This is a genomic window from Mycobacterium sp. 1165196.3 (assembly GCF_001673415.1).
Lineage (GTDB): Bacteria > Actinomycetota > Actinomycetes > Mycobacteriales > Mycobacteriaceae > Mycobacterium > Mycobacterium europaeum_A.
This window is the reverse complement of record NZ_LZLU01000236.1, coordinates 1-24,171: the sequence shown is the minus strand read 5'-3', so window position 1 is coordinate 24,171 and position 24,171 is coordinate 1. Positions and strand designations below refer to the sequence as shown.

The following is a 24,171-nucleotide window of genomic DNA, read 5'->3' as shown; positions in this document are numbered from 1 at the left end:
GATGCTTCCGTAGTTGATCGGCCGACGGCAAGTTCAACAGCGCTGTGAGCGTCAGCGCCCGAAGCCGGGGCGACGCCGGCGCAGGTAACGCTCGAACTCGGCGGCCAGCGCGTCGCCGTCGATCTTGCCCAGGGCGTCGTTCATGTCGACCTCGGCGTCGCCGCGTTGCTCGAGCGACAGCACGTACTCGGCGAGGTCCTCGTCCTCGGCCGTCATCTCGGTGACCGCCTGCTCCCATTCCTCGGCGTCCGTCGGCAGGTCGGCCAGCGGCACCTCGATGTCGAGGACGTCCTCGACGCGGCGCAGCAGGGCCACCGTGGCCTTCGGGTTCGGCGGCTGCGAGACGTAGTGCGGCACCGCCGCCCAGAACGTCACCGCGGGAATCCCGGCGGCCACGCAGGAGTCCTGGAACACCCCGGCGATGCCGGTCGGCCCCTCGTAGCGGCTTTCCTCGAGGCCGAAGCGTTTCGCCGACTCGGGGGAGTACGCCGCGCCCGACACCGGAACCGGCCGGGTGTGCGGGGTGTCGGCCAGCAGGGCGCCCAGGATCACCACCGTGTCGACGTTGAGCTTGTCGGCGATGGCCACCAGCTCCGCGCAGAAGGTCCGCCAGCGCATGTTGGGTTCCACCCCGTGCATCAGCACGACGTCGCGGTCGCTGCCCGGCGGGCGACAGTGCGAGATCCGCATCGCCGGCCACACCAGCTCGCGGGTCACCCCGTCCACCTGCCGGATCACCGGGCGATTCACCTGGTAGTCGTAGTAGGCCTCGTCGTCGATCTCCAAGATCGGGTCCGCTTCCCAGATGGCCTCGAGGTGTTCGAGCGCGTCGCTGGCCGCGTCGCCGGCGTCGTTCCAACCCTCGAACGCGGCCACGACGACGGTGTGGTGCAGTTCCGGCAATGCCGTTTCGCCAAAGGGGGGGCCGTCGGGCGGGGTCACAGATTTAGCGTACGGCCTTCCGGCCCGATGTTCGGGGCGCGGTGGCCAAGGATTGTCGGCCGATTGACGTTCAACCGGGGGCTTTGCATAGGACGACTATTCTTATGGCGTGACAGCCGCCAGGGGACACCGCTGCGACACTGACATCCTCGGCGGTCCAGACGAAATAGGTTCGGCTGCGATTTCGTTAACCTGGTTAACTATGTCGCAGACAGACTCCACGAACTGTCGATTGCGGCGATGAGTTAGGCGTCCGGACGTCGATCGGGTGACGACGTAGACTTTTCTGGTCGAGAGGCGTTGCAACGGGTACGGGTCTTTGCCGGTATCCGCCACGCTCGGCAGAGTCAAGGACGCCTTCCGTTATGGAAGGAGTGCACGTGACCGCCGTTGAGGCCCAGACTTCCGCGCCGAACACCTTCGCGCCGAACATCCGCCCCGACTGCACCGACGAGCTGACGGCGGCGCTGCGCCAGCGGATCGTGGTGATCGACGGCGCGATGGGCACCGCGATCCAGCGCGACCGGCCGGACGAGGCCGGCTACCGCGGCGACCGGTTCACGGAGTGGCCGACCGCGCTGCAGGGCAACAACGACCTGCTCAACCTGACGCAGCCCCAGATCATCGAGGGGATCCACCGGGAGTATCTCGAGGCGGGCGCCGACATCCTGGAGACCAACACGTTCAACGCGAACGCGATCTCCCTCTCGGACTACGACATGGCGGAGCTGGCCTACGAGCTGAACTACGCCGGCGCCGCCCTGGCTCGCAAGGCCGCCGACGAGTACAGCACCCCGGATAAGCCCCGCTACGTCGCTGGCGCCATCGGGCCGACCACCCGCACCGCGTCGATCTCACCGGACGTCAACGACCCCGGGGCCCGCAACGTCACCTACGACCAGCTGGTCGCCGCCTACCTCGAGGCCGCCAACGGCCTGGTCGACGGGGGCGCCGACCTGCTGATCATCGAGACGATCTTCGACTCGCTGAACGCCAAGGCGGCGGTGTTCGCGGTCGAGACCCTGTTCGAGGACCGGGGACGCCGCTGGCCGTTGATCATCTCGGGCACCATCACCGATGCCTCCGGGCGGACGTTGTCCGGTCAGGTCACCGAGGCCTTCTGGAACGCGATCAGGCACGCGAAGCCGATCGCGGTCGGGCTCAACTGCGCGCTGGGCGCGCCCGAGATGCGGCCCTACATCGCCGAGATGTCGCGCATCGCCGACACCTTCGTCTCCTGCTACCCGAACGCCGGCCTGCCCAACGCCTTCGGCGAGTACGACGAGACCCCGCAGCGGCAGGCCGGCTACATCGCCGACTTCGCCGACGCCGGCCTGGTCAACCTGGTCGGTGGCTGCTGCGGAACCGCGCCGCCGCACATCGCCGAGATCGCCAAGGTCGTCGAGGGCAAACCACCCCGGGAGGTGCCGAAAATCGAAGTGGCGACCCGGCTTTCGGGCCTGGAGCCGCTCAACATCACCGACGAGTCCCTGTTCGTGAACATCGGTGAGCGCACCAACATCACCGGCTCCGCCCGGTTCCGCAACCTGATCAAGGCCGAGGACTACGACACCGCGCTCTCGGTCGCGCTGCAGCAGGTCGAGGCCGGCGCGCAGGTCATCGACATCAACATGGACGAGGGCATGATCGACGGCGTCGCCGCGATGGACCGGTTCACCAAGCTGATCGCGGCCGAGCCGGACATCAGCCGCGTGCCGGTGATGATCGACTCGTCCAAGTGGGAGGTCATCGAGGCCGGCCTGAAAAACGTGCAGGGCAAGCCGATCGTCAACTCGATCTCCATGAAAGAGGGCGAGGAGAAGTTCATCCGCGAGGCGCGGCTGTGCCGCAAGTACGGCGCCGCCGTGGTCGTGATGGCCTTCGACGAGCAGGGCCAGGCCGACAACCTGGAGCGCCGCAAACAGATCTGCGGGCGCGCCTACCGGATCCTGACCGAAGAGGTCGGCTTCCCGCCCGAGGACATCATCTTCGACCCGAACTGCTTCGCGCTGGCGACCGGCATCGAGGAGCACGCGACCTACGGGATCGACTTCATCGAGGCCTGCGCCTGGATCAAGGAGAACCTGCCCGGGGTGCACATCTCCGGCGGCATCTCCAACGTGTCGTTCTCGTTCCGCGGCAACAACCCGGTCCGCGAGGCGATCCACGCGGTGTTCCTGTTCCATGCCATCAAGGCCGGCCTGGACATGGGCATCGTCAACGCCGGTGCGCTGGTGCCCTACGACTCGATCGACCCCGAGCTGCGCGAGCGCATCGAGGACGTGGTGCTCAACCGTCGCGAGGACGCGGCCGAACGGCTGCTGGAAATCGCCGAGCGGTTCAACAGCAAGGACAAGGGTGAGGACCCGAAGGCGGCCGAATGGCGCGGCCTGCCGGTCCGGGAGCGGATCACGCACGCGCTGGTCAAGGGCATCGACGCCCACGTCGATGACGACACCGAGGAGTTGCGCGCCGAGATCGCCGCCGCGGGCGGCCGGCCGATCGAGGTGATCGAGGGTCCGCTGATGGACGGCATGAACGTCGTCGGTGACCTGTTCGGCTCCGGCAAGATGTTTTTGCCCCAGGTGGTGAAGTCGGCCCGGGTGATGAAGAAGGCCGTCGCGTACCTGCTGCCGTTCATCGAGAAGGAGAAGGAAGAGAACGGTACCGCTGCCGCCAAGGACACCAACGGCACGATCGTGATGGCCACGGTGAAGGGCGACGTCCACGACATCGGCAAGAACATCGTGGGAGTCGTGTTGCAGTGCAACAACTTCGAAGTGATCGACCTGGGGGTGATGGTGCCCGCCCAGAAGATTTTGGACGCGGCGAAGGAGCACGACGCCGACATCATCGGGCTGTCCGGTCTGATCACGCCGTCCCTGGACGAGATGGCCAACTTCGCCGTCGAGATGGAACGCGAGGGTCTGGAGATCCCGTTGCTGATCGGCGGCGCGACCACCTCGCGCGCGCACACGGCCGTGAAGATCTCGCCGCGGCGCAGCGGTCCGGTGGTCTGGGTCAAGGACGCGTCCCGCTCGGTGCCGGTCGCCGCCGCGCTGCTGGACCCCAAGCAGCGGGGTCCCCTGCTGGAGGCCACCGAGAAGGACTACGCGTCCCTGCGCGAACGGCATGCCCAGAAGAACGAGCGGCCGACGCTGACACTGGAGAAGGCCCGCGCCAACCGGACGCCGATCGACTGGGACGGCTACACGCCGCCGGTGCCCGCAATAGGTACGGGAGTACGGGAATTTCAGGACTACGACCTCGCCGAGCTGCGCGAGTACATCGACTGGCAGCCGTTCTTCAACGCCTGGGAGATGAAGGGCAGATTCCCCGACATCCTCAACAACCCGGCCTCGGGCGAGGCCGCCCGCAAGCTGTACGACGACGCGCAGGAGATGCTCGACACCCTGATCAAGGAGAAGTGGCTGACCGCCAACGGCGTGATCGGGTTCTTCCCCGCCAACGCGGTCGGCTCGGGGGTGGAAGACATCGAGGTGTACACCGACGACACCCGCACCGAGGTGCTGACCACCTTGCACAACCTGCGCCAGCAGGGCGAGCACCGGGAAGGAATCCCCAACCGGTCGCTGAGCGACTACGTCGCGCCCAAGGACACCGGCCTGGCCGACTACATCGGCGCCTTCGCCGTCACCGCGGGGCTCGGCAGCCAGGAGAAGATCGCCGAGTTCAAGGCGGCGCTCGACGACTACAGCGCGATCCTGCTGGAGTCGGTCGCCGACCGGCTGGCCGAGGCGTTCGCCGAACGCATGCACCAACGGGTCCGCAAGGAGTTCTGGGGATACGAGCCGGACGAGCAACTGGACAACGACGCGCTCATCGATGAGAAGTACCGGGGAATCCGGCCCGCCCCCGGCTACCCGGCCTGCCCGGAGCACACCGAGAAGGCGACGCTCTGGAAATTGATGGACGTCAAGGAGCGGACCGGCATCGAGTTGACCGATTCGATGGCGATGTGGCCCGGTGCCGCCGTGAGCGGCTGGTATTTCTCGCACCCGCAGTCGCAGTACTTCGTGGTCGGCCGGATGGCCCAGGACCAGGTCGCCGACTACGCGAAGCGCAAGGGCTGGACCCTGGCCGAAGCCGAACGCTGGCTCGCCCCCAACCTCGGTTACAACCCGGAGGACTGAACTCTTCGGGCGACTGAGTCCTCGGCGGGCTCAGCCCTCGGCGGCGGCCTGAAATATTGCGGTGATCTCGGCGACGCGCGGGTCCTCGCGCAGCTGCTCCAGCGTTTGGGGCAACGGCAGCCGCCAGTTCGGATATTCGTCGATGGTGCCGGGCAGATTCGGTTGTCGCGGTTCGGCGACGATGTCGTAGGGCGAGATCAGCTTCAACTTGCTCGGCGTGGCCGCCAAGAACCGGTGCATCGCGGTGATGATGGCGTTCTCGTTCGGGCCGTCGTCCTCGTTCGGGTCGTCGGGCAACAGCCCTTCGGAACGCAGTAGGGCCAGCCACTCCGCCTTTTCCTTGTCGGCCGCGGCCTGCTCCGCCGGTACGTCGTCGAGCAGGTCGAGCTCGGCGCGCGCCCGCACGTGTTCGCCGCGCAGAAAGCCGGCCGCAGTGGGCAGGTCATGGGTGGAGAGGCTCGCGGCCGCCCGCGCCGGCCACCGCGACGACGCAAGCAAGGGTTGGCCGGGCGCGGACTCGTCGCGGGTAAACCAGGACACCGCGCAGCCCAGCATTCCGTTGTCGCCCAACGCTTCCGTGACTTCGGGCTCGACAGTTCCCAGGTCCTCGCCGACCACGGTCGCGCCGGCCCGCTGGGCTTCCAGCGCGAGCACGGCAAGCATGGCGTCGGCGTCGTAGTGCACGTAGGTACCCCGGTCGGCCGACTCGCCCGGCGGTATCCACCACAACCGCCACAATCCCGCGACGTGGTCGATCCGCAGTCCGTCGGCGTGAACAAGTATGGCGCGCAGCATGTCTCGCAGCGCGGTGTACCCGGTGGCGGCGAGCCGGTCCGGCCGCCAGGGCGGCAGCCCCCAGTCTTGACCGCGCGGGGTGAAATTGTCCGGGGGAGCGCCGACGTGAACTCCGGTGGCCAGCATGTCGGCCAGGGCCCACGCGTCGGCCCCGTCGGAGTCGACGCCGACCGGCAGGTCGTGCAATACACCCAGCGCCATGCCGGCTCGTCGCGCGGCGCTGCGGACTTCGCCGAGCTGTTCGGCACAGCGTTGCTGCACCCAGGCGTGAAAAGCGATCCTGGGTGCCAATTCCCGGCGAGCCAGGGTGACCCCCGGTCCGTCGACATCGCGCAGGGGTTCGGGCCATCGCGGCCAGCGCCCGCCGTACCGCTCGGCCAGCGCGCAGTAGGTCGCCCAGTCGCGCAGCGCCCCGGAGGAGGGGGACTCGTCCAGTGGGCAGGGCCGATCCTCCGCGCGCCACAGCAACTCCAGCGCGTCGCGCTTGGCGGCCCAGACGAGGTCGTGGTCGATCCGCTCGGTCTCCGGCCAGACGCGCAGGGCGTCGACTTCCGCGCGGGTTTGCGGGTCGGCTCGATGGTAGGCGTCGAGGTCCTCGATGCGCAGGGCCAGCGGGTTGGCGAAGCGTCGACTGGACGGGGTGTAGGGCGAGGGCTGAACCGGATGCGTCGGACCGGGGGCGTTGAGCGGGTTGAGCAGTACCGCACCCGCGCCGTGCGCCGCCGCGGTCCACTCGATGAACTCCCGCAGGTCGCCCAGATCACCGATGCCCCAGGAGCGGCCCGAGCGCAGCGCATAGAGCTGCAGCATCCATCCCCAGGTCACCGCCGTCTGGGGCACCCGCGGCGGGGCCGCGACCAGGGTGACTTCTTGGCCGTCCGCGGTGTGCAGGCGGTACCAGCCCGGCGCCAGATCGCCGGGCAGTTCGTCGCGCACGTCGGCGCGGGTGCCGTCCTCGCCGACCAGCGCCGCAGCGCCGGGCAACGGCCGCGGCCGGCCGTCCAGTCGCATCGCGATTGTCGGTGCCAGGGCTCCAGCGCGCTTGCGCTCGGCTAGCTTCGCCAATTCACGGCGCCGATCGGCCTCGCTGGCGGCGTCGACCTCGAGCAACGCGAGCACGCGGACCACCACGTCGGCATCGACTTCTACCGGTTCTCGCCGCTCATTGCGGTAAAAGGTCGCCACGCCATGGGCCTGGGCCAGCTGGCGCAGGTCCTCGGGCACCGGCTTGGGTGTAGCCATCAGATCGTCCGCACGGGCAGCGCGGGGTGGGTGGGTGACGGCTGGAGATTGCGAGCAGGGCAAGTACTCAGATAGCAAAGAGGCGGGCGCACTTTCGGAACGTACCCATCCGAGGCCGACTTACACGGGCCGCCCGCGTCGTGAGTAACAGAAAGCGGCGCGCGATTCGCCGGAGTGAAAACGACTCGGCCACATGCGGAGCCGATGCACCAGGACCGAGGGCCCCGTTCAGATGCGCAGCACCGGACCCAGCGCCGACAGCGGGATGTGCGCTTGGACGGTGCCCCCGTCCATGTACCACTGCGGCAGGCCGGGGGAGAAGTTGATCGGCTCGTCGTGGCCGACCGGATAGTCGGGCATGTAGATGATCAACTCGTCGGGCGTCAGCGCCCACGCCTTATACGCGCCCGAGTAGACCTTGTCGGGGGTCCAACGGTCGAGGATGAACGGGTAGGTGCCCGGATCATGCGGTGGCGGAGCCTGATTGAGTGCGGTATCGATGAACGGCGCAGCCAGCGGCGGGATCGCGGTCAGCGGGTTCGACGTGGTCAGATCGGCGAGCTGCACCCGTCGGCCCGCTGCCATGTCGAAGGTGAATGTCCGATAGGCGTTGTTGGGTTTGGGCCCGTCGGCGTGATAGTCCTCGTGGAACACCGCGCTGAGCAGGTTGCCGTGCCGGAACACCTCGAAGTTCTCCTCGCCGTAGCTGTCGGCGGCCATGCTGGCGTTTGCGGTCTTCCAGTTGCTGACCAGGGTATGCAGGTAGTCACGGATCACCGGGCCGGTGGTCGGGTTGTCGACCACGTCGTCGGGCACGGCGACCTTGATGTCGCGAACGGCGTTGCGTTCCGAGGTCACCGCGGTGTGGCAGTACTGGCCGTCCCAGTTGCCGCCGAGCTCACCGCAGAACGACGGCGCGGACGCGTGCGTGGTGGCCGCGCCGGGAATCGTTGCGGCCGTGACCAATACAAACGCCGCCGCCAGTCTCTTGAGCATGGGTTGCTCCGCTCGACTCAGAGGAGTTGGACTTTGCTTGCCCGCCAGCGACCGTCGACCTTCTCCATGGTCATCTTGATCCTGCTGCGGTCGATGCGCGGGTCGGGCGCGGCGGTGTTGGTGACGGTCTGGTCGATGAACAGCAGCACGACGACCTTGTCGGTCGTTTCGGACTGGATGGCCGAGTCCACCACCACGCCGTGCGCGGTCGCCTTGTTGTCGATCAGCAGTTGCCGAAGCTTGACGCTGGATTGGGTGTACATGTCCTTGAATTCGCCGGTCGCGCCGTCGAGCACCTGCTTGAAGTTGTCGTCCACCTTGTTCGAATCGATGCTCGTCAGCACCTGCGCATAGGCGATGGCCGCCTGTTGGGCCTGTTCGCCCGCCACCTTCAGCTGATGGTCCTGCCACTGCCGCCACCCGAGGAACCCCGAAACGCCAAGCGCGGCAACCAGTAACACCGGCAGCACGCTGCGGCGCAGATACCGCCGCCAGGGCCGCTGGGCGCGCTCGGTGTCGGGACGCTTGCGTTTGAGCAGCGGGCCACCTTCGTCCTCATCCTCGTCCTCGGACTCGGCCCGCCCGTCGGCCTCGTCGGTGGACTCCTCGGCGCGCGCCTCGTCGGTGTCTTCGCCTGCGGCTGACCCTGTTTCGGCGCCCGTTTCCGCTTCGACTTCCGTGTCCGTGTCGGCGTCGACTTTCGGGTTCTTCTTGGTGGTCACGACCACGATCATCTCCTAAAGGTCGGCTGGGATGGGCCAGGGCTCAGTGCGGCGGTTCGATCGGCAGCTGCGGACCGCCGTAAGGGGTGGGAATGGTGTAGCGGCCCCGCGGGGTCGGATCGGTTCGCTGGCCCAGGTTCGCGCCCGGCGGCGGGCCGGCGGTGTCGTCGCCGCCCGGACGTGGCGCGTTCTTGGCCCCGCGGATCGAGACCGCCGGGTCGTCGTCGCGGCAGTAGGTGTACATGAACGGCTCGTAATAGTCGGCGGCCGAGGAGGCGTGCGCCGGTGTCCCGTAGTCGCAGACGTAGCGGGGATACAGGTCGGCGGTCGCCCAGACGCCGCCGTCGTGAAAGGCGCTCGTCACCGCGTCCAATACCGACCCGCGGTAGTCGGGGAACAGTGCGTTGAGCGCCGGGACCCGCAGATAGAACAGCTGTGACATGGTGGCCATACTGCCCAGCAACTGCACCATCGTGTCGGAATTGTCGGCGAACAGATTGTCGACGGCCGACAGCGTGCGCGGCGTCTGCTGCGTCAACCGGCGGTAACCGGCCTGCATTCTGGCCACGCCGGTCAGCGTCTGGTTGAGTTCGGTTGCGGCGGAGCCCAATCCGGTATTTTTGTCGCTCGCCAGGGTGAGCACCACCCGGCTGGTCTTGATAATGCTGGTGGTCTGGGGCAGCACCGAATCGAGCGTCGACAGCAAGAACGTGCCGCCGTCCACGATGGCGGTCAGCTTGGCCGGGCCCTGTCTGCTCAGGCTCAACTCCTTCTTGATCAACTCGATCTTGTGCGGGTCGACCTGGGCCAGCAGCCCATCGGCGTCACCGAGCAACTGGGCCAAGCTGACCGGGACGGCTGTGTGGTCCACGGCGATCAGGCTGCCGTCGTGCAGATACGGCCCGGCGTCGGAGGCTGCCTCGAAGTTGATGTACTGCTCACCGGCCGGCGAGAGCGCGGACACGTGCACGACGCTGTTCGCCGGGATCCGCACCTGCGAAGTGATGCTGGCGACGGCGTTCAGGCCGTCGTCGGTGATCTGCAGCGATTCGATGCGGCCGACGCGAACACCGCGCAGCGCGACGTCCTGGTTTGGGAGCAGGCCGCCGGATTCCGCCAGCTGCACGGTGACCCGGTAGGACGAGGCGAAGGGCTTCACTCGCAACGCGCCGACGAGCAGATAGGCGGTCGCCACGGCCAGGATGAGCACCAGGCCGGCCACCGACAACCAGACCTGCTGCCGGTGCGCGGTGCGCACCGCGCGCACAACGAGATTGGCGACGTCGGCGACGGCGCGGATCACGGTTGCGGCCCCGGCGGTGCGGGCGGGGCCCCGGGTGCGACGTCGATCTGTCCCGGGATGTTGGGATCCGGAATCACCGGAACCTGAGGCGAATTGGGTCCCCGGCCGACCACACGTTCCTGCAGTCGCCACAGGGTGTATTTGAGGGTGCCGACGAGCAGGTTCACGTTGTAGTGGTGCGGCCCGTGCAGCCCGATGTCGCCGGGGAATCCGATGTCGGGCAGCGATCCGAGCATGATCTTGTCCACGCCGACGTTCACCGAAATCGAGTTCCCCGCAGTGGATTTGACCAGCGCGGGAATCAGCCGGTTTATCGACAGCCAGCTGGTGTCGGGGCTGATCGCAACGTCGTTGGCGGCCCCGGCGATCGTGTTCAGGTCGCGGATCATGCTGCGGCCGCTGGTGTCGGTCCCGCCGATCGACGGGAACCTGGCCAGCAACCGGGAGGTGTCGCCGACCTGCACGGCCAGGTTGGACAGTTGACTGGTGTTGTCGGCCAGGGCCGAGGTGGCGGGGCGGGCCGCCGACATCAGGTCGCTGATGGTCTGGTTCTTGGCGTCGAGTTGGTCAGCCAGGCGCGACAATTGGGTCAACGCGTGCGAGATCTGATCGGATCGGCCGTCCAGCGTCGCGAGTAGCTCGTTGGACTTGCGGATCATGTCTCCGAACGCCTGGCCCTGATCTCCGGTCGCCTTGCCGAACCCGTTGATGATGTTGGTGAAATTGCGCACCGCCCCGCCGTTCACCAGGATCGCCGCCGAGCTCAGCACCGACTCGACGGTCGCGGCGGCCGCGGTCGAGTCCAGGCCGATGGTGTCCCCGTCGCGCAGCAGCGGCCCGTCGGCATCGCCCGGTGGCTTCAGCGCGACGAAGACGTCGCCCAGCGGTGTCGCGGTGCGCAATTCGGCGGTGCTGCCCCGCGGCAGCTGCACGCCATCCCGGATGCGCAGCCGCGTGACCGCCGTGTAATTGCGGGCGACCATCGATTCGAGCTGCCCGACGTCGGCGCCGGCGAGCTTGACCTTGGCGTTCATCGGCAGGTTCAGCGCGTTGGAGAACACCGCGTTGAGCGAATAACCGCCCGACCCCAGGCCCGGGGCCGGAAGGGGCAGGCTGGCAAGGCCGTTCGTGGCGCATCCCGCGGTGACCATCGCCGCGGCCACCGCCGTGAGCATGCCCCGCACGCCCGCGCCCGTCATTTCTGCCCCATGGCGGCCATGCCGTCGAGCACGTAGGTCAACCCGAAATCGGGGCCGAAGTCCTGGATGGTCCCGGTGCTGCAGCCCAGTTGTCGAAGCCCCATCAGGTTGCAGATCTCTTTGGCGTACTGGCTGTCGAACAGCAATCGGTCCGTCAGGAAGCGGGCCCGCACGCTGCCGTTCGCCCGGTCGATCATGTTGTAGGCGTTGTCGGCCACCAGGGGGGCCAGATCCAGCAGCTCGGCCAGGTCACGCCGCTGGTCGGTCACCGTCTTCAGCGCGCCGTTGCCGTGCAGGACGGCCTGTTTGACGTTGTCGCGGTTGGCGTCGAGCAGGTCACCGGCCCGCTGGATCAGTTGGTCGAGCTTGCGCCCGGTGTTGCCGCTGCCGAGGTCCTCGTCGGCCATGATCTGGCTGACCTGGTGGATGGTGGAGGCGAATTCGCGCAGTTTCGAGTCGTTGGCGGCGACGGCGTCGAACAGCGTGCTGATGTTTTTGACGATCGTGGTGATCTGCTCGCGGGTCGCCGCGCCGCCGTCGCTGGACAGCCGCAGCGCCTTGGACAGCTCGCCCAGCGCCGCCTTGATCTTCTCGCCGTTGCCGTTGACCACCTCGGTGCCGCCGCCGAGCACGTCGGCGATCGGGCCGCCGCCTCGCCCGTCGCCCTCGAGCGACTTGGTCACCTTGTCCAAAACATTCAGGACACTGCTGAATTCGACGGGGGTCTTGGTCCTGGGCAGCCCGATGGTGTCGTGATTCTGCAGGGTCGGTCCGCCGTGGTAGGGCGGCGTCAGCTCGATCTGCCGGTCGGTGAGGATGGACGTCGACACCGTGACGGCCTGCGCGGTGGCGGGCACCTTGACGTGGCGGTCGACGGTGAACTGGACCTCGACGTAACCCCCCTTGGGGTTGATCTTGGTGATCTTACCCACCGGCATGCCCAGCACCGAAACCTCGTTGCCCTCGTAGAGGCCTGAGGCGCTGTCGAATTGGGCCGTCACGGTGATTGTGTCGTCGTCCGAACTCAGGTACCACCAGCCGGCGCCGACCGCCGCGGCGAGGACCGCGACCGCGGCGACGATGGCCAGCGCCTTGGCGCCGAGCCCGTTCACTTGCAGTCCTTGAAGTACTGGATCATGCCGAACTGCTTGGCACGCCCGCTGATTGCGCACATCCACGAGTCGATCAACGGGACATTGGGGGCGTTGAAGTTGATCGCGTTGCCGTCACCGGTCAGGTTGGCCGCCTCGCGGAAGAAGATCGGGCTGGTTTGTAGCATGCTGTGCAGCAGGTCGTCGTGCGCCGACATCAAGTTGGTGAAGTCGCGCATGTCCCTGATCAACGCGTCCAGGCCCGAGCGGTCGTTGACCACGACCTGGCTCATGGTGTCGACCAGACTCGACAGGGATTGCATCATCGCGTGGAAAACGGCGCGCCGCGCGACGAATTGGCCCAGCAGGTCCTGACCCTGGTCGACGAGGGCGCCGATGCCGGCCTGCTGGCGGCGCAGCGTGTTGGTGACCTGCTCGGTGCTGCGCAGCAGCTGCCCCAGCTGGTCGCGTCGCACCGCGATGATCGACGACAAGGTGTTGATGTTCGTGATCGCCTGCGGCACAACGGCGGGCAGGCCCTCAAGCTGCTTGCCGAGCACCGCCAGCGATTGGGCGAACCTGTCGGAGTCGACCTGCTCGAAGGTGGTGGTGGCGTCCTGCAGCGCGGCCTGCAGGTCGTAGGGCACCTCGGTGTGCCCCAGGTCGAAGGTCTCGTTGGGCAGGCGGGCGGGCCCCTTGGGTTCCAGCGCGAGATAGCGCGAGCCCAAGATGGTGGTGACCCGGATCTGTGCACGAGAATCCTTGCCCAGCTTGATGTCGTCGCGGACCTTCAACCCCGCCTCGACATGGTCGCCGACGAGTTTCATGCTCGTGACGTTGCCCACCGGGATACCCGCGACCACGATCGGGTTGCCGGCCCGCAGCGAGGCCGCTTGCAGGAACTCGGCGGTGTAATGGCGATAGCCGGCGCCGATCGCGTGCACCGCCAGCATGACTGAAATCACCACCGCGACCACCGCGACGGCGATGAACCCGAGCCAGGTCTTGTTGTAGCTTTCCAGCGGGCGCTTCGTCAGCCCCGACAACCTCCGCCGTACCGATGCCTCAGCCATCGACCGTGCTCCTGCAGCGTGGGGTGTGCCAGGCCCGGTTGCCCGGCGTGGCCGCGTTGATGATGATCGGCACGACATCGTTGAGCCCGGGGAAGAAACCCATGAAGTTCACGTCGCACACGTAGGCATTGCCGTAGGCGCCCTGATTGCCCACGCGGGTAAGGCCTTTCAGCAGCAGCGGAATGTTGTCGCCGAAGAACGCCACCTGCGGTTCGACGTCCATGATGTGTTTGGTGACGCCGGGCTGGCGATCGATGAATTCGCGCAGCGCCGGGTAGACGTCGGTCGCCGAGGCCGACAGCCGGTCGGTCACCCGGGCCAGCGAACCGACCGAAGCGACCAGGTCCGGGCGCCGCCGGTCTAGGTCGCCGACGACGGTGCGGGCCGCCGTGATGACCCCGTCGAGATCGTCGTTCTGTTGAGCGAGGTTGCCGACCACCTTGTTGAGGTTGGTGATCACGCTGCCCAGGGCCTGGTCGCGGCCCGCGAAAGTCTGTGTCAGCGTGGAGGTCTGGCCGACCAGCGTGGTGAGCGACGACGTGTCGCCCTGCAGCGAGGCGATGATGCCCTTGGTGAGGTTGTCGGCGTCATGGGGGTTCAGCAGGCTGAACAACGGCTCGTAGCCGTTGAGCAGCGTGGTCACGTCGAAAGAGGACTCGGTGCGCTCCAACGGGATGGTGCTGCCCGGCGCCAGCAGCTGCGGACTGCCTTCCTTGCCCAGGGACAGCCCGAGGTAACGCTGCCCGACGATGTTCTGGTAGGTCACCGACGCCAGGGTGTTTCCGAACAACCGCTGGTCGGACTGCACCACGAACGAGACCTTCGCCAGAGTCCCGTCCAGTTCCACCTTTTCGACCCGGCCCACGCGCACCCCGGCCATGCGGACGTCGTCGCCCTCGCGTAATCCGTACACGTCACTGAACACCGCCGTATACCTGGCGGTGTCGCCGGCGACGTCACGCCGCAGGCTCACATACACCAGCCAGGTCAGCGTCAGCGAGACGATCATGAACAGGGTCAGTGCGATGAGCGGGCCGCGAAACCTCATTTGGCCTCCCCAAGCGGATGAGCGAGTGAGACCGTGGTCCCGCGAGCGACGGGTCCCAGCAGTAGTTCGGTGGCCTCGGTCGCGGGGGCGCCGGTGATCACGCCGAGCATGGTGCGTTCGTATTGACTCCCAACGGGTCCCACGTTGCCGCCGAACGAGGCCCGGTACGCGGCCTGCGGGATCCACGGCGCCTTCGGTGCCACCGGCGCGACCCACGGTTCGTGTGGTTGCGGCGTCGCGGGCGCCCCGGGTGAGGGGTTGTCGGGGTTCGCACTGCCCGGCACCGGCGGCGACGGCGTAATGCTCGGAGCGAGTGGCGGATTGGGGTCGACCAGGTTTGGTGGTCCGTTCACCAGCGGCGGGCCCACCGCGACCAGGTTCCCGTCCGGGCCGATCACCGTGCCGGGCGGTGGGGCCAGGTCCTTGGGCGGATGGTAGTTCTGCGGCAACAGCACGTCGGGCAGATCGGGGCGCACCGGAATCAGCGGTGCGGTGAAGCAACTGGGCCCTTTGAGCTCGCCGTAATGCGGACAGTCGGCACGGGTGTAGGTGGAACTGGGCGTGAACGTCAGCATCGCGCGCATGTTGCCCAGGTTGGTCCGCGGGTTCCAGACCTGTTCCATGAACTGGTTGGCCAGGTTGTCCAGTTTGGTGACGGCGGGCACGAAGTTGTTCGACTTCTGCGCCAAGACGCCGAGCACCGGCGTGAAATCGCTTGTGATCCTGATGAGTTGGTCGATGTGGTTGTCGAACGATTGGCGAGTGGTGCTGACCGTGTAGTCGGCGCCGGAGAGCAGCGAGGCCAACTGGCCGCGCGTCTCGGCGAAGGTTCGCATCGGCTCGACGGCCTGATGCAACGCATCGAGAAGATCGGGCGCCGTCTGGGCGAGCCCCGTGGTGGCATCCAGCAGCGCCGACACCGTCGAGGGGCCGGCGTCCGTGCTGACGATCGAATTGAGTTGATCGAGAAGGCGATTCAGTTGGGCGCCGGCGGTCAGCAGGCTGACGCGGCGGTGATCGGTCGCCGCGCCCAGCGCGGCCAGGATCCCCACCGACCTGTCGTCACGGCCACGACCCGCGGCGGCGAGCACGTCACGCAGCTTGCTCACGGTCGTCTGGAAAAGAACCGTAGGCAGCCGCTTGTCCTCCGAGATGTGCGCGCCGTCGCGGATTTTCCCACCGCGGCCCTCCTGGTTTGGGGACCCCACCAGTTGGACCGACGACACGGCGAAGACGTTGCTCGGCACCACGCGTGCGGTCACGTTGGCCGGAATCGACTTGGCGTATTCCTCTTTGAGGTCGATGTGGACGTAGTTGGGCTTGCCGTGCGCCGCCGGGACGACGCCGTTGACCATCCCGACCAGGACGCCGCGGTATTTGACGTCGGACTTCTGGGGAAGGCCATCGCCGACGTTGATCAGATCGGCGACCACCCGCACGTAGTCGTTGAGCCTGCCGGTGGATTTCACCAACATCGCGGTGGTGACCAGGGCGCTGACCACCACGACCGCGATCCCGATGCCGAACAGCTGCCGATCGGAGGGGCCGCGGCCGTCCAGCTCAAAGGAATTGGGCACGTTTCACCGACCTACCCGCCGAACCTGGCGCCGGAGTCGACGCCCCACAGTGCCATGGTGAGCAGCATGTTCACGATGATCACGACGGTGATGCTGGCCCGCATGCCGTGTCCGGCGGCGACCCCGACGCCCTCGGGCCCGCCGCTCGCGTAATAGCCGTAATAGCACTGGATCGTGGACGCGATCCAGACGAAGATCACCGCCTTGAACAAGGAGTAGACGATGTCCTGGCCGGCCAGCATCAGCGTGAAGTAGTGCAGGTAGGAACCGGTCGAGCCGCCGCTGCCCAGGCCCACCACGATCTGGGTGCTCAGGTATCCGATCGCCAGGCACGCGGCGTACAGCGGGACGATCGCCACCACCGACGCGATCAGCCGGGTGGTCACCAGGTAGGGGATCGGGCGGATGGCGATCGATTCCATCGCGTCGATCTCTTCGGCGATCCGCATGGATCCCAGCTGGGCGGTGAAGCGGCAGCCGCCCTGCATGGCGAAGGCGAGCGACGCCATCAGGGGAGCCAGCTCACGGGTGTTGACCAACGACGAGACGAACCCGGTGGCCGGCCCCAGACCGAGCAGATCCAGGAAGTTGTACCCCTCGATGCCGACCAGCGCGCCGACCGTCATGCCGAGCACCACGGCCACCCCGGCCGTGCCACCACCCACCACGATCGAGCCGTTGCCCCAGGTGATGTTCGACAGCAGCCGCAGGAATTCGGCGCGGTACTGGCGCAGGGCGAGCGGCACCGCGACCGCGGCCCGGACGAAGAAGACCAGGAGGTGGCCGAGCCGGATGACCGGCACTTTGCCGCGGCGGTAGAGCCGAACGAGGGGGACCGAAATCGGTGCGAACGGTTGATAAGCGGAGGCCGTCATGTCACAGCCCCGTCCGCGGCGACAACATGATGTAGAGCTGGCTGATCGCAACGTTGACGATCATCAGCAGCAGAATCGCCTCCACCACAGCGGCATTCACCGAATTCGCCACGCCGGTCGGCCCGCCCTTGGTGGACAGGCCCTTCTGGCTGGACACGATCGCCACGATGGCGCCGAACACGATGGCCTTGATCAGCGCCAGGATCATGTCGCCGGTCGTGGCGAACGACGCGAACGTCGACACGAAGCTGCCCGGCGCCCCGTTCTGGAAGTACACGTTGAACATGTAGCTCGCGAAGAATCCGGCGAAGCACACCACGCCGGTGAGGGCCACGCCGATCATTACCGCCGCGGCGAAACGGGGCACCACCAGGCGGCGGATCACCGAGACGCCCATCACCTCCATCGCGTCGGTCTCTTCGCGCATCGTTCGCGAACCGAGGTCCGCGGTGATGGCCGAGCCGACCGCCGAGGCCATCAGCACCGCGGCGACCAGCGACGCCCCCTGCCGGATGACCGCCAGCCCGCTGGCCGCCCCGGCCAGCGACGTGGCACCCACCTGGCCGGCCAGCAAGGCGAACTGGATGGACAAGGTGACGCTGATCGGCAGGGACACCAGGATCGTCGGCAACACGGCGGTGCCGGCCATGAAAGCGCCCTGCCGGACGAACTCGTGCCACTGGAACCGCCCGGTCGCCAGGTCGTAGAAGAAATATTGGGCGGTTCGCACACCCAGCACGAACTGTTCACCTACCGTCGTCAGCGAGGCGACCGGGTGGCGTTTGACATACCCGACGGACCAGTTCCGGATAGCGGTGACGCCATCGAACTCGGTCGTCGTCATAGCGGCGTGACCCGCGGACCGCCTAGCAAACCCATGGTGCAAGTCATCGCGTACCAGCTACCGCTGTCATCGGCCCTCTTCCCGCCCCTAAGTCCTGAGTGCCGAGCGGAGAACGTCGGGCAACGGTTGAACGCTATTCTTATTAAAATAGTGTCAACAAGTCCCAGATCTCCGCAGCTCATTGGTGTGTGCTGCATCACACTAGCCTACTTGATAGGGACTTTCAATAGTGTAGAGTCACTCATCTGAGTTCGTCGGTAAACGGCGCCGTGGGGTTCTAATGTCGGATTGACGAAGGTGATGGCATGCCCTCAGCAAACATATCGTTGCGTGACCGACGCCGTGCTGAACTGCTGTCCCAGATCCAGCAGACCGCCCACCGGCTGTTCGCCGAGCGCGGCTTCGAGGCGGTGACGACCGAGGACATCGCCGCGGCCGCCGGAATCTCCATCAGCACGTATTTCCGGTACGCGCCCACCAAGGAGGGCCTGCTGGTCGATCCCGTCCGGGAGGCCGCCGCAGAGATCGTGGGTTCCTACAGCACCAGGCCGCCCCATGAGTCACCGGTCGAAGCGTTGATTCAGCTGTTCGTCACGCACGCCAAAGATGTCAGCGAGGTCGACGACCTCGATACCTGGCGACTGGCCGTCGCGACCGCGCCCCATCTGTTGAGCAAGTCCGTCTTGGTCAGCGCAACCGATCACGGCAGGCTGATCGAACAGGTTGCCTGCCGGATGGGGGTCGATTCGGCGTCCGACATCCGACCCGCGTTGTTGGTCCACACCAGTTTGGCCACAGTGAAATTCGTCCTCGACGGCTGGTTGACCTCGAACGTCGCCGAAGGCCCGGCGTTCCACGTGCAGCTGGAGGCGGCGCTGCGCCTCACCCTCGCCGGATTCGACTGACGAACCCGCGAGGACGCCGCCGGGGCTAAACCGCCGTGACTTTGCTCGCGGTGGCGTGAAACAATCGCTGGCCGTGAAGACCTTCGAGGATCTGTTCGCCGAGTTGGGCGAGCGCGCCCGCACTCGGCCGGCCGGCAGCGCGACGGTCGCAGCGCTCGACGGCGGCGTGCACGGCCTGGGCAAGAAGATCCTCGAGGAAGCCGGCGAGGTGTGGCTGGCCGCCGAACACGAATCCGACGACGCGCTGGCCGGGGAGATCAGCCAGTTGCTCTACTGGACGCAGGTGTTGATGGTGGCGCGTGGCCTGACCCTCGACGACGTGTATCGGAAGCTATGACCATGCTGCGGCTTGCGGTCCCCAACAAGGGCACGCTCAGCGACCCGGCCTGCGAGATCCTTACGGAGGCCGGTTACCGGCGTCGCACCGATCCCAAAGACCTGACCGTCATCGACCCGGCGAACCAGGTCGAGTTCTTCTTCCTGCGGCCCAAAGACATTGCCATCTACGTGGGTTCGGGGGAGCTGGATTTGGGCATCACCGGCCGGGACTTGGTGGGCGATTCCGACGCACCGGTGCGCGAGCGTCTGGCGCTGGGCTTCGGCTCGTCGAGCTTTCGCTACGCCGCACCGGCCGGGCGCGACTGGAAGATCGCCGATCTGGCCGGCAAACGGATCGCCACCGCCTACCCCAATCTGGTCCGAAAAGACTTGGCGGGGCGTGGTATTGAGGCGACCGTAATCAGGCTCGACGGCGCGGTGGAGATCTCGGTGCAGCTCGGCGTGGCCGACGCCATCGCCGACGTGGTGGGCTCCGGGCGCACCCTGAGCCTGCACAACCTCGTCGCCTTCGGCAACCCGCTGTGCGATTCGGAAGCGGTGCTGATCGAAAGCGACTCGAACAGCAACGCGGGGACGCAGGCGGCGCGCGATCAGCTGGTGGCGCGGGTCCAGGGCGTGGTGTTCGGCCAGCAGTATCTGATGCTCGATTACGACTGCCCCCGTTCGGTGCTGGATAAGGCCACGGCGATCACGCCGGGGCTGGAGTCGCCCACCATCGCGCCCCTGGCCGATCCGGACTGGGTTGCCATCCGCGCGCTGGTGCCGCGTCGGGGCGTCAACGAGATCATGGACGAGCTGTCCGCCATCGGCGCGAAGGCGATCCTGGCGTCCGACATCAGGTTTTGCCGGTTCTGATTCGTACGCGGTGTAAGACCCGCGGCTGTGTTAGCGTCCGCCTCGGGGGACTGCCCGGGTTGGCGAATGGGCCGTCCCTGCATCGGTCGCCGGCTGTTCGTCTCCCAGGAGGGTTTCCGTGACACACGCGCTGCTCGTCTTGTTGGCTTTACTGATTGGCGTCGTGGCCGGGCTGCGGTCGCTGACGGCGCCCGCCGTCGTGGCCTGGGCCGCCTACATCGGCTGGATCGACCTGCACGGCACCTGGGCGAGTTGGCTGACCAACATCATTGCGGTGATCATCTTCACCGTCCTGGCGATCGGCGAACTGATCAACGACAAGCTGCCCAAGACGCCGGCGCGCACCGCGGCGCCGATCTTCGCGGCCCGGATCGTCACCGGTGGGCTCGCGGGCGCCGCGCTGGGCGCTTGGCCGCACTGGACGTTCACCGCGCTGGGCGCCGGTGTCATCGGTGCGGTGCTCGGTACCCTCGGCGGCTACCAGGCGCGCAAGCGACTGGTAGCGGCGACGGGTGGCAGGGACCTGCCCATCGCGCTGCTCGAGGACGCCGTCGCGATCGTGGGCGGGTTCGCCATCGCGGCGGCGACGGGCCACCTGCTGACCGAATACCTGCTGACGGCGGTTAAGTGACAGCGCATTTCGATGCGATCATTGTCGGGGCCGGGCAGGCCGGCCCGCCGTTGGCGGGCCGGCTGACCGCTGCGGGACAGCGCGTCGCTTTGATCGAGCGCAAGCTGATCGGCGGCACCTGCGTCAACACCGGGTGCATCCCGACCAAGACGCTGGTGGCCTCAGCGCACGCCGCCCATCTGGCGCGCCGCGGCGCGGAATACGGCGTCGGGACCGGGCCGGTCAGCGTGGACATGGTCAAGGTCAAGGCACGCAAAGACGAGATCATGCTGGGCGACCGCAAGGGCGTCGAGGATTGGCTCGAGGGCATGAAGGGCTGCACCGTTTTTCGCGGGCACGCGGTCTTTCGGGATCCGCACACGCTGCGGGTCGGTGACGATGAGCTGAGCGCCGACCGTATCTTCCTCAACGTCGGCGGGCGTGCGGTGGTGCCCGACATCCCGGGCCTGTCCGACGTCGACTTCCTCACCAACGTGTCGATCCTCGAACTCGACACTGTGCCAACGCATCTCGTCATCGTCGGCGGCAGCTACATCGCGCTCGAGTTCGCGCAGATGTACCGCCGGTTCGGGGCCCGGGTGACCGTCGTCGAACGGGGCGCGCGGCTGGCGTCGCGCGAGGACGAGGACGTCTCGGCCACCATCGAAGAAATCCTGCGCGCCGAGGGCATCGACGTCATCGTCGGGGCGGACGATGTGCGAATAGCCAAGAACGGCAACGGGTTCGAGCTGACCCCTGGTGAGGGCGCCGCGCCCGTTCAGGGAAGTCACCTGCTGCTGGCGGTGGGCCGGCGACCCAATACCGACGACCTGGGCCTGGACGCGGCCGGGGTGCAGACCGATGCCCGCGGCTACATCGTGGTCGACGATCAGCTCAAGACCAGCGTCGAACACATCTGGGCGATGGGCGACTGCAACGGCAAGGGCGCATTCACCCACACCTCCTACAACGATTTCGAGATCGTCGCCGCCAACCTGCTGGACGAGGACCCGCGCCGGGTGAGTGACCGCATCACCACCTACGCGCTCTACATCGATCCGCCGTTGGGGCGCGCCGGCATGACCGTCGATCAGGTCCGCTCGTCGGGACGCCAGGCGCTGGTCGGCAAGCGGCCGATGACCCGGGTCGGCCGGGCGGTGGAAAAGGGTGAGACACAAGGCTTCATGAAAGTCGTGGTGGACGCCGGCACCCAGGAGATCCTGGGTGCCGCCATCCTCGGGGTCGGCGGTGACGAGGCCATCCACGCCATCCTGGACGTGATGTCGGCCAAGGCGCCCTACACCACGCTGTCGCGCACCATGCACATCCATCCCACCGTCAGCGAGCTGATTCCCACGATGCTGCAGGAGCTCTCGCCGCTGGACGGCCAGGCTTAGGCGGCCGGTTCAGTGGGATGTGAATCGTTCTGCACGACAAGGGTTTCCGGCCAGCCCGGGTAGGGCGGCGGGGTGCCGCCGAAGAGCGGGCAGTGCTGTTGGTGGGGACACCAGTCGCACAGCCGCGACTGAGTGGGCCGGAAATCGCCGGAGTGCCCGGCGGACTGGATCGCCCGCCAGATCGCCATCAACGTCTTCTCGAAGCGCAGCAGCTCATCGTGATCCGGCGTGTAGTCCAGCACCTGTCCGTCGGCTAGATAGATCAGCCGCAACCGGGTGGGCTGCACACCGCGCGAACGCAACAGCGCCACCGCGTAGAACTTCATCTGCAACATGGCCTTGAACTCGGCCAGGGCCCGGGCGGCCGGTGGCGCCTTGCCGGTCTTGTAGTCGACCACCCGCAGTTCGCCGGTGGCGGCGACGTCGATCCGGTCGATGAAGCCACGCAGCAGGGTGCCGTCGGCGAGTTCCACCTCGACGCGCTGCTCGCAGCATTCCGGGTTGAAGCGAGTGGGATCCTCGAGCCGGTAGTAACCGGCGAGCAGCGCCTGCGCCTCGGCCAGTAACTGGGCGCGCTGCCCGGGATCCACGTCGGCGGCCAGCTCGGGCGTCGCCCCGATGACCTGGTCCCAGGCGGGCTCCACCAACGCCATGGCGGTGTCGGGGCCACGCTGTTCGGCGGGCAGGCCGTACAGCTGCTGCAGGGCGGCATGGACCAGCGAGCCGCGCAACTGCGCCGGCGACGGGGCCTCGGGCAGCCGGTCGATGGCCCGGAACCGGTACAGCAGTGGGCACTGCTTGAAGTCCGCGGCCCGCGACGGCGACAGGGCCGGGCGGTACACCTGGCCCGCCGGGCGCATCTCCGGCTGGGGCGCCTCAGACAGGGGCGCCTCGGGCTGGACGATCATGTCGGCAGCCTAGGACCGGGCGCCGACAACCCCCAAGCACCTGCGGCGGCGAGTCGGCTGGCACGCTAGACCGCGTGTCCGTATCCGGCCCGTTCACCGAGGGCGAGCGTGTCCAGCTCACCGATGCCAAGGGTCGGCACTACACCGTGGTGCTCACCGCGGGCGCCGAGTTCCACACCCATCGCGGGGCGATTCCGCACGACGCGCTGATCGGGCTCGAGCAGGGCAGCGTGATCAAGTCCAGCAACAACGCCGTGTACTTGGTGATGCGGCCCCTGCTGATCGACTACGTGATGTCGATGCCGCGCGGACCCCAGGTGATCTACCCGAAGGACGCCGCCCAGATCGTGCACGAGGGCGATATCTTCCCGGGCGCGCGGGTGCTCGAGGCCGGCGCCGGCTCCGGCGCGCTGACCTGCTCGCTGCTGCGCGCGGTCGGGCCCGACGGCCGGGTGACCTCCTACGAGCTGCGCGCCGATCACGCCGAGCACGCCGAACGCAACGTGTCGGTGTTCCACGGCGGCCAGGCGCCCGACAACTGGCAGCTGATCATCGGCGACGTCTCCGACTCCGAGCTGCCGGACGGATCCTTCGACCGCGCCGTGCTCGACATGCTCGCGCCGTGGGAGGTGCTGGAGTCGGTCGCGCGGCTGCTGATTCCCGGCGGCGTGCTGATCATCTACGTGGCAACCGTCACCCAGCTGTCGCGCGCGGTCGAGGCCCTGCGGGAACAGCAGTGCTGGACCGAGCCGCGGTCGTGGGAGACGTTGCAGCGCGGCTGGAACGTCGTCGGTCTCGCGGTCCGGCCGCAGCACTCGATGCGTGGGCACACCGCCTTCCTGATCTTCACGCGCCGGCTCGCACCCGGCGTCGTCGCGCCCATGCCGTTGGGCCGCAAGCGCGAAGGCCGCGACGGCTAGCTAGCCGAGATCCTCGCTGCGCACCAACGAGCGCCGCACCGACAGCAGCTCGAATTCGGGATGCGCGGCCACCAGCCGCTCGGCCGCGTCCAGGACGTCGACGGCATGACCGCGGTCCCCGGACACCGTGGCGACGCCGATGCCCGCTCGCCGGTACAAGTCATGCGAACCCACCTCGGCCGCCGACACGCTGAACTTGCGCTGCAACTCGGCGACCACGGGACGAATCACCGACCGCTTCTGTTTGAGGGACCGCACGTCGGCCAGCAGTACGTCGAACTCGAGCCAACCGATCCACATGCCGCGGGTCAACCCGGCGGGTTCTGCTCGGGGGGCGGCTCCGGGGCCGGTGCCGGGGCGGCGTGGGCTCCCGCGC

At 67.4% G+C, this 24,171-nt stretch carries 21 protein-coding genes; 7 read left to right on the top strand and 14 right to left on the bottom strand.

The features are described 5' to 3' along the window. Positions 1-51 precede the first annotated feature (51 nt). Positions 52-942 carry a PAC2 family protein gene (locus A5659_RS23180; protein ID WP_197498159.1) on the bottom strand — a complete coding sequence of 297 codons (891 nt, stop codon included), beginning with the start codon at positions 940-942 and terminating at the stop codon, positions 52-54. 365 nt (positions 943-1,307) lie between these two features. Here A5659_RS23180 and metH point away from each other — a divergent pair, with 365 nt between their 5' ends. Continuing rightward, positions 1,308-5,096, top strand: a complete 3,789-nt coding sequence (gene metH, locus A5659_RS23175; RefSeq protein WP_067184546.1) for a methionine synthase — start codon at positions 1,308-1,310, stop codon at positions 5,094-5,096. A gap of 30 nt (positions 5,097-5,126) precedes the next feature. On the opposite strand, the gene malQ is transcribed toward metH, so the two are convergent. The 11 genes from malQ to A5659_RS23120 all read right to left on the bottom strand — a co-directional run bounded on the left by malQ (position 5,127) and on the right by A5659_RS23120 (position 17,861). Further along, a complete protein-coding gene (gene malQ / locus A5659_RS23170) occupies positions 5,127-7,133 on the bottom strand; it encodes a 4-alpha-glucanotransferase (RefSeq protein ID WP_067184542.1) in 2,007 nt (668 codons plus the stop codon). Positions 7,134-7,361: 228 nt separating this feature from the next. Further along, positions 7,362-8,129 (bottom strand): mannan-binding family protein, encoded by a 768-nt coding sequence (locus tag A5659_RS23165; protein ID WP_067184539.1) that lies wholly within the window; start codon positions 8,127-8,129, stop codon positions 7,362-7,364. Between the two features lie 17 nt (positions 8,130-8,146). Then, positions 8,147-8,863 (bottom strand): tetratricopeptide repeat protein, encoded by a 717-nt coding sequence (locus A5659_RS23160; protein WP_067184535.1) that lies wholly within the window; start codon positions 8,861-8,863, stop codon positions 8,147-8,149. 31 nt (positions 8,864-8,894) lie between these two features. Next, complete coding sequence (locus A5659_RS23155) at positions 8,895-10,154, bottom strand: MlaD family protein (protein WP_067184532.1); 1,260 nt, start codon at positions 10,152-10,154, stop codon at positions 8,895-8,897. Then, positions 10,151-11,353, bottom strand: coding sequence for an MCE family protein (locus A5659_RS23150; protein ID WP_067184528.1), 1,203 nt, complete (start codon positions 11,351-11,353; stop codon positions 10,151-10,153). The genes A5659_RS23155 and A5659_RS23150 overlap by 4 nt, the downstream gene beginning before the upstream one ends. Beyond that, on the bottom strand, positions 11,350-12,465 hold the full coding sequence (locus tag A5659_RS23145; RefSeq protein ID WP_067184525.1) for an MCE family protein: 1,116 nt from the start codon (positions 12,463-12,465) through the stop codon (positions 11,350-11,352). The genes A5659_RS23150 and A5659_RS23145 overlap by 4 nt, the downstream gene beginning before the upstream one ends. After that, the gene (locus tag A5659_RS23140; protein WP_066867463.1) at positions 12,462-13,517 is read right to left on the bottom strand and encodes an MCE family protein; all 1,056 of its coding nucleotides are present in this window, start codon (positions 13,515-13,517) and stop codon (positions 12,462-12,464) included. Before A5659_RS23140 ends, A5659_RS23145 begins: the two co-directional genes overlap by 4 nt. Continuing rightward, complete coding sequence (locus tag A5659_RS23135; protein ID WP_067184522.1) at positions 13,510-14,565, bottom strand: MlaD family protein; 1,056 nt, start codon at positions 14,563-14,565, stop codon at positions 13,510-13,512. The genes A5659_RS23140 and A5659_RS23135 overlap by 8 nt, the downstream gene beginning before the upstream one ends. Further along, positions 14,562-16,142, bottom strand: a complete 1,581-nt coding sequence (locus A5659_RS23130; protein WP_067184520.1) for an MlaD family protein — start codon at positions 16,140-16,142, stop codon at positions 14,562-14,564. The genes A5659_RS23135 and A5659_RS23130 overlap by 4 nt, the downstream gene beginning before the upstream one ends. Before the next feature lie 11 nt (positions 16,143-16,153). Next, positions 16,154-17,017 (bottom strand): ABC transporter permease, encoded by an 864-nt coding sequence (locus tag A5659_RS23125; protein WP_066875920.1) that lies wholly within the window; start codon positions 17,015-17,017, stop codon positions 16,154-16,156. Position 17,018: 1 nt separating this feature from the next. Continuing rightward, positions 17,019-17,861 carry an ABC transporter permease gene (locus A5659_RS23120; RefSeq protein ID WP_067184517.1) on the bottom strand — a complete coding sequence of 281 codons (843 nt, stop codon included), beginning with the start codon at positions 17,859-17,861 and terminating at the stop codon, positions 17,019-17,021. Between the two features lie 305 nt (positions 17,862-18,166). Between A5659_RS23120 and A5659_RS23115 the strand changes: the two genes are divergently transcribed. The 5 genes from A5659_RS23115 to A5659_RS23095 all read left to right on the top strand — a co-directional run bounded on the left by A5659_RS23115 (position 18,167) and on the right by A5659_RS23095 (position 21,967). Further along, positions 18,167-18,766: a TetR family transcriptional regulator gene (locus tag A5659_RS23115; RefSeq protein WP_067184515.1), complete on the top strand. Its 600-nt coding sequence runs from the start codon at positions 18,167-18,169 to the stop codon at positions 18,764-18,766. Positions 18,767-18,821: 55 nt separating this feature from the next. After that, a complete protein-coding gene (locus tag A5659_RS23110; protein ID WP_064885366.1) occupies positions 18,822-19,103 on the top strand; it encodes a phosphoribosyl-ATP diphosphatase in 282 nt (93 codons plus the stop codon). Positions 19,104-19,105: 2 nt separating this feature from the next. Next, a complete protein-coding gene (gene hisG, locus A5659_RS23105) occupies positions 19,106-19,960 on the top strand; it encodes an ATP phosphoribosyltransferase (protein WP_066875995.1) in 855 nt (284 codons plus the stop codon). Between the two features lie 118 nt (positions 19,961-20,078). Further along, positions 20,079-20,591: a DUF4126 family protein gene (locus tag A5659_RS23100; protein ID WP_066867483.1), complete on the top strand. Its 513-nt coding sequence runs from the start codon at positions 20,079-20,081 to the stop codon at positions 20,589-20,591. Beyond that, entirely contained in the window at positions 20,588-21,967 is a 1,380-nt protein-coding gene (locus A5659_RS23095; RefSeq protein ID WP_067184512.1) for an FAD-containing oxidoreductase, read from the top strand. The genes A5659_RS23100 and A5659_RS23095 overlap by 4 nt, the downstream gene beginning before the upstream one ends. Here A5659_RS23095 and A5659_RS23090 read toward each other — a convergent pair. Next, positions 21,964-22,827 carry a RecB family exonuclease gene (locus A5659_RS23090; RefSeq protein ID WP_156749335.1) on the bottom strand — a complete coding sequence of 288 codons (864 nt, stop codon included), beginning with the start codon at positions 22,825-22,827 and terminating at the stop codon, positions 21,964-21,966. The genes A5659_RS23095 and A5659_RS23090 overlap by 4 nt on opposite strands. Before the next feature lie 122 nt (positions 22,828-22,949). Between A5659_RS23090 and trmI the strand changes: the two genes are divergently transcribed. Further along, on the top strand, positions 22,950-23,795 hold the full coding sequence (trmI, locus tag A5659_RS23085) for a tRNA (adenine(58)-N(1))-methyltransferase TrmI (protein ID WP_066867490.1): 846 nt from the start codon (positions 22,950-22,952) through the stop codon (positions 23,793-23,795). On the opposite strand, the gene A5659_RS23080 is transcribed toward trmI, so the two are convergent. Then, positions 23,796-24,095 (bottom strand): DUF503 domain-containing protein, encoded by a 300-nt coding sequence (locus A5659_RS23080; RefSeq protein WP_067184504.1) that lies wholly within the window; start codon positions 24,093-24,095, stop codon positions 23,796-23,798. Positions 24,096-24,171 lie beyond the last annotated feature (76 nt).

Bases quoted from the DNA above. Each gene is read 5' to 3' on its own strand.
- metH (WP_067184546.1), top strand. From the start codon at position 1,308: ATGGAAGGAGTGCACGTGACCGCCGTTGAGGCCCAGACTTCCGCGCCG.
- malQ (WP_067184542.1), bottom strand. From the start codon at position 7,133: ATGGCTACACCCAAGCCGGTGCCCGAGGACCTGCGCCAGCTGGCCCAG.
- A5659_RS23165 (WP_067184539.1), bottom strand. From the start codon at position 8,129: ATGCTCAAGAGACTGGCGGCGGCGTTTGTATTGGTCACGGCCGCAACG.
- A5659_RS23160 (WP_067184535.1), bottom strand. From the start codon at position 8,863: ATGATCGTGGTCGTGACCACCAAGAAGAACCCGAAAGTCGACGCCGAC.
- A5659_RS23150 (WP_067184528.1), bottom strand. From the start codon at position 11,353: ATGACGGGCGCGGGCGTGCGGGGCATGCTCACGGCGGTGGCCGCGGCG.
- A5659_RS23140 (WP_066867463.1), bottom strand. From the start codon at position 13,517: ATGGCTGAGGCATCGGTACGGCGGAGGTTGTCGGGGCTGACGAAGCGC.
- A5659_RS23135 (WP_067184522.1), bottom strand. From the start codon at position 14,565: ATGAGGTTTCGCGGCCCGCTCATCGCACTGACCCTGTTCATGATCGTC.
- A5659_RS23125 (WP_066875920.1), bottom strand. From the start codon at position 17,017: ATGACGGCCTCCGCTTATCAACCGTTCGCACCGATTTCGGTCCCCCTC.
- A5659_RS23120 (WP_067184517.1), bottom strand. From the start codon at position 17,861: ATGACGACGACCGAGTTCGATGGCGTCACCGCTATCCGGAACTGGTCC.
- A5659_RS23115 (WP_067184515.1), top strand. From the start codon at position 18,167: ATGCCCTCAGCAAACATATCGTTGCGTGACCGACGCCGTGCTGAACTG.
- hisG (WP_066875995.1), top strand. From the start codon at position 19,106: ATGCTGCGGCTTGCGGTCCCCAACAAGGGCACGCTCAGCGACCCGGCC.
- A5659_RS23090 (WP_156749335.1), bottom strand. From the start codon at position 22,827: ATGCGCCCGGCGGGCCAGGTGTACCGCCCGGCCCTGTCGCCGTCGCGG.
- A5659_RS23080 (WP_067184504.1), bottom strand. From the start codon at position 24,095: ATGTGGATCGGTTGGCTCGAGTTCGACGTACTGCTGGCCGACGTGCGG.